Here is a 4,974-nt window from a genome sequence, read left to right as displayed (position 1 = left end):
CGGGTTCCAGTGGAACTTCACGAACACCGACTCGCCCGCTGCATTGACGAACCGGAAGGTGTGCACGCCGAAGCCCTGCATCGTGGCGTAGCTGCGCGGAATGGCGCGGTCCGACATCACCCACATCAGCATGTGGGTGGACTCCGGCATCAGCGAGACGAAGTCCCAGAAGGTGTCGTGCGCGCTTGCGGCCTGCGGCATCTGGTGATGGGGCTCGGGCTTGACGGCGTGCACCAGGTCAGGGAACTTCATCGCGTCCTGGATGAAGAACACCGGCATGTTGTTGCCCACCAGGTCCCAGTTGCCTTCGTCGGTGTAGAACTTGACGGCAAAGCCGCGCACATCGCGCGCCGTGTCCTTGGAACCGCGCTCGCCCTGCACCGTCGAAAAGCGCACGAACACCGGGGTGACCTTGCCCGCCTCCTTGAACGGTGCGGCACGGGTGAGTTCGGTCAACGGCTCGTAGCATTCAAAAAACCCGTGGGCGCCAGAGCCGCGTGCATGCACGATGCGCTCGGGAATGCGCTCGTGGTCGAAGTGGGTGATCTTCTCGCGGAGGATGAAGTCCTCCAGCAAGGCCGGGCCACGCTCGCCATATTTGAGCGAGTTCTGGTTGTCCGCAATCGGCACGCCCTGGTTGGTGGTGAGGACTTGGCCGGTGGAGTCTACCCGCACCCGGTCCAGCGGCTCGATGGTGGCGTTTACGCCTTCGGCTGCAACGGTGCCCGTCTTGTCGCTGCTGTTGGCCTCCGTCAGCGTGCTACCCGTCGGCAGGCGCGACTTGGGGTCCGCGGTGGTGCCGGCAGGCGGGTTCACGCCGTTCTTGAACCCGTGCTCGCCAGCCTTGATGGGGTTGTAGGGCATGGCTGCAGCCAAGTCGTTAGTTTCTCCAGCCTTGGTGGAATGTACATCGGCGGGAGCGCCCAGTGCAGAGGGGCCGCTGTCGGTGTTGCGGGCCGCAGCAGCCGCAGACGTGCCTTTGGCACGGGTATCTTTAATCATGGTGGAGCCTTCGCGCGTGAGGAAAACAAGAGGCCTTGTGGAGCAGGAAGCTGCCCACAGCCCCGTTATCTTGGGCAACCCACACTGCCGGTTTTGTAGGCCAATGCCTCAGTGGCCAGTGGGATATTGCTCGTACTCGGCGCACCGCACCATTCGTCTGCCGCCCGACGCCCCCAATCGCCAATCACAGGGCGAAGCCGACTACCGCAATAGGTTGTAATCACCCCTCCACGAGTTGGCTTGTCTCTCGTATCAGCCCCTCGTTCTGTTCCATCTTCACACGCATTTCGCAGGACGAACCATGCCGGATATATCAGGTGTCGCCAACAGCCCTCCGCGCCAAGCGGTCGAGTCGGTCCGTTGGCTTCGACTTCTGGTCATGCTGAGCATCGCGGTGCCGCTGTTCATCTACCTCGTGGTGGGGGCGGCCCGCTACATGAATGCACGCGACGATGCAGCGGCGCGCGTGAGCCGCTCGCTGCGCGTGGTTCATGAGCATGCCTCCAAGGTGATCGCGGCGTCCGAGGCGCTGCAGGACAAGGTGTTCGTGCTGGTCAACGGCCGCAGCCCTGCCGAGCTGCGTGGCAACGAAACCGCCCTGCACGAAGCGCTTCGCGCCCGCACGGTCGACCAGCCGCAGATCCAGTCCATCCTGATCCTCGACGCACAGGGCAAGTCCCTGGCCAGCAGCCGGCTGCTGCCGTTCCCGGTCACGGATTTTTCGGACGGCGAATACTTCAAGGTCCACCAGCAGGGCTACAAAGGCTCTTACCTGTCACGGCCGATCCTCACGCGGACGTCCAGGGAAATGGTGCTGAACCTGAGCACCGGTTTCTTCGACAACGAAGGGCGCTTCGCGGGCGTCATCAACGTGACGCTGCTGACCTCTTATTTCAACGGCTACTACAGCGACCTGGTGGCCGACGATCCGGGCCTGGCCGTCATCCTGTTCCGGGAAGGCGGCGAGATCTACACCCGGTGGCCCGACGTGCCCGGTGGCCCGGACAGGCTGTCACCCAACGGCCCCGTGCTGACCCACCTGCGGGGTGGCGAGGAATCGGCGCAGCTGCGCGGCGTGTCCTCGGTCAACGGTGAAGACCGCTACCTGGCGTACCGCAGGGTCAACAACTACCCGCTGTATGTAGGCACCGGCATGAGCCTGAGCGCCCTGCGCAACGAGGTGCTGGCCGAGCTGGGCACCCTGTTCGCCATGAGCGCGCTGCCGGTGGCAGCCCTGTTCCTCACGGCCACCATCGCACTGCGCAATGCCCGCATGGCGCTGCAGACCATGGAGAAACTGGAAAAGGAAATCGAAACCCGCCACCGCGCCGAAGAGGCTTTGCTGCAGGCGCAAAAGCTCGAGGCGCTGGGCCGCCTCACCGGCGGTGTGGCCCATGACTTCAACAATGCCCTGATGGTGGTCAGCAACAACCTGCATCTCATCCGGCGTGCGGCGCCGGGCGTGGCCACCCAGCAGGTGGACTCGATCGCGCGGGCCGTGAAATCTGCAACCAATCTCACGCGGCAGTTGCTGGCCTTCTCGCGCCGTCAGCCTCTGGTAGCCGAGCACGTGGTGCTACAGGACAAGCTGCCTTCCATCAAGGACCTGGTCAGCCCTGCCCTGGGCAGCCAGATCCATCTTCAGGTGCACGTGGACGCAGCCACGGCGCCCGTCACACTTGACCTAGCGGAACTGGAGCTTTCCCTGCTGAACCTGGCGATCAACGCCCGTGATGCGATGCCTCGCGGAGGCAATCTTTCGATCGTCTCGCGCAATGCCACGGCTCTGGAGGCGGGCGGCGGCGGCGGCGTGCTTGGTATGGTTTTGATTGACGTACAGGACTCTGGCACGGGCATCGCGCACGAGGTGCTGCATAAGGTCTTCGAGCCATTTTTTACCACGAAGGCCGTGGGCGAAGGCACTGGACTGGGCCTAAGCCAGGTGTATGGCATGTGCCAGCGCCTGGGAGGGCGCGCCGAGATATCGAGCCAGGTCGGTGCAGGCACTCGCGTGCGCTTGATTTTGCCTGCGGCCGTGCCGCGGGCTGAAGCCGCCGCGGCGCCCCACCCCACGCTGGCATCTCTGGATAAATCGGTGCTCATGGTGGAAGACAACGCCGACGTGGCTGCCTCACTGGTGCCCATCCTCGAGTCCCTGGGCTGCCGCGTGACGCATGTAGACCGCACCGCCAAAGCCCGCGCGCTTCTGGAGCGCGGTGACCAACCAGATATCGTGCTCTCTGACGTGGTCATGCCCGGCGACATTGACGGCGTGGCTTTCGCGCAGTACATCCGACAAGAGTGGCCCCAGCAGCGCCTGTTGTTGATGACCGGTTATGCCGAACAGCTCGATAACATCCGGCGCCTCGGATTTTCGGTGTTGCCCAAACCTTGCACTCCCGAAATGCTGTACACCGCACTGGCCAAGGTCATGCAAGAACCACCAGCACAAGGGTGATGTTGACCGCCCTCTTGCGCACCTGTTCCGCCGCTGCAGTCTTGTGTTGTGTTTGCGTACGCCGCAGCGGCACGCTCTGCGTGTAGACCTTGCGGGCCACCTGGTTGGTAGTCAATGGAGGCCGTTCGCACGTCTACTACAAACATGTATGTGCCCGTCCTACGCACCTCTGTTGGAGCGCCCCTAAGCTCACTCTGTAAGACGGCATGTTGCCGCTGCTCCATTTCACGACTGATTCCAAATCCAATGCCTAAGACTATTCCTTCGCTCGCTCCGAACCTCCGCCTCTTTGGTGAAGTGAACGAATCGATGCTTACGGAGTTCTTTAGGCAGCAGGCAGAAGCGCACAAGGACGGCCCGATTGTCTTCGAATTGAGCACATCCGGAGGAGATGCAGAGGTAGGCCGTCGAATTGCGGAAGAGATCAGGCTATGGCAGACGACCGGTGCGCAGATCTTTTTCCTGGGCAAAACTTATGTGTACTCGGCAGGAGTGACCATCATGTCTTCCATTCCCAAGGAGCAGCGTTTCCTCACCAAGGATTGTGAACTGCTGATTCACGAGCGCAAGATGACGGCCACCATCAATCTCGACGGCGCTCTTCGAAGCTGCCGCGCGAAAGTGAACGATGTTCTTGCGCAAATCGAATCTGGACAAAGACTTCAAAGCGAAGGCTTCGCCAAGTTGGTCGAGGGCTCGTTGCTAACTGCTGAAGAAATCGAAAATCGCGTGCTCGAAAAGGACTGGTATCTGACCGCCTTTGAAGCGCTAGAGCATGGTCTGGTGGAATCCGTCCTTTGAAAACATTCGTTAGCTGGTCGTGGACACTACAGATTTCATTCAATGGCCTGCGTTTGCAGCGTCGGTGCTAGCTGCATGGCTCGTTGGTTCGAAGAGTGAGTCTCGGCGAAAGCTTGGCTTCTGGGTTTTCCTGACGAGCAATGTGCTGTGGGTTTGCTGGGCCATCCCGACTGGAGCCACAGCGGTCATTGCCTTGCAAGCATGTCTAGCTGTAACCAACGTGCGCGGCCTATTTAAAACTGAAGGGTGACCAGTTCTGAAGTTGACAGGGGTAGATGGATTGGCCGGACGGATATCGACCCACCACCACATGCGGACATCGAGCCAGAATCGCGAGGACCACGATGGCAGCGCGATTGGCAGCGCGGGTGCCGCCGATCAGTTTCGCAGCCACTGAGTCTCTACAGTGTGCATCAACGGCCGCGATGAAAGGCTTCTTGAACTAAACGCAGCCCCGCCATCACTTGATCAACGCGGCTGGCCAATAGCGCACCAATAAAGTCTCCCAGTCGTATCCTATAGACACATGATTTGCGAAGACACGACAACACTTCGCCGCGACAGCTCGCCCTCACCCGGTTTGAGGAGAACTTTTCCAGGCTCTGACGCCTTACGCAAATTAGAACTGAGTGCGCACACTATCACCGTGGTGTGAATCGCCCCGGCTGAACTAGACACCTTCGAGCCTCAAACCTGAGGCCCAATAGGAGGTG

Annotated in this window: 4 protein-coding genes; 2 read left to right on the top strand and 2 right to left on the bottom strand. The window is 61.0% G+C overall.

The window, feature by feature from the left end; translation table 11 throughout:
• A partial coding sequence (locus ACSQ3D_RS27750; RefSeq protein WP_436129017.1) for a catalase occupies positions 1-1,002 on the bottom strand: 1,002 nt, incomplete at its 3' end.
• 379 nt (positions 1,003-1,381) lie between these two features.
• On the opposite strand from ACSQ3D_RS27750, the gene ACSQ3D_RS27745 reads away from it, so the two are divergent.
• Together ACSQ3D_RS27745 and ACSQ3D_RS27740 are read left to right on the top strand one after the other, a co-directional pair.
• On the top strand, positions 1,382-3,460 hold the full coding sequence (locus ACSQ3D_RS27745) for an ATP-binding protein (RefSeq protein ID WP_436129016.1): 2,079 nt from the start codon (positions 1,382-1,384) through the stop codon (positions 3,458-3,460).
• A 246-nt stretch (positions 3,461-3,706) separates the two neighbouring features.
• Positions 3,707-4,261, top strand: a complete 555-nt coding sequence (locus ACSQ3D_RS27740) for an ATP-dependent Clp protease proteolytic subunit (RefSeq protein WP_436129015.1) — start codon at positions 3,707-3,709, stop codon at positions 4,259-4,261.
• Positions 4,262-4,777: 516 nt separating this feature from the next.
• Here ACSQ3D_RS27740 and ACSQ3D_RS27735 read toward each other — a convergent pair.
• Entirely contained in the window at positions 4,778-4,939 is a 162-nt protein-coding gene (locus ACSQ3D_RS27735) for a type II toxin-antitoxin system PemK/MazF family toxin (RefSeq protein WP_436129014.1), read from the bottom strand.
• Between the last annotated feature and the right edge of the window lie 35 nt (positions 4,940-4,974).

The sequence above is a fragment of the Acidovorax sp. LjRoot117 genome (assembly GCF_964252695.1).
Classification (GTDB): Bacteria; Pseudomonadota; Gammaproteobacteria; order Burkholderiales; family Burkholderiaceae_C; genus Acidovorax.
Note: the sequence above shows the minus strand (reverse complement) of the source record. Positions and strands in the feature narration are given on the sequence as shown.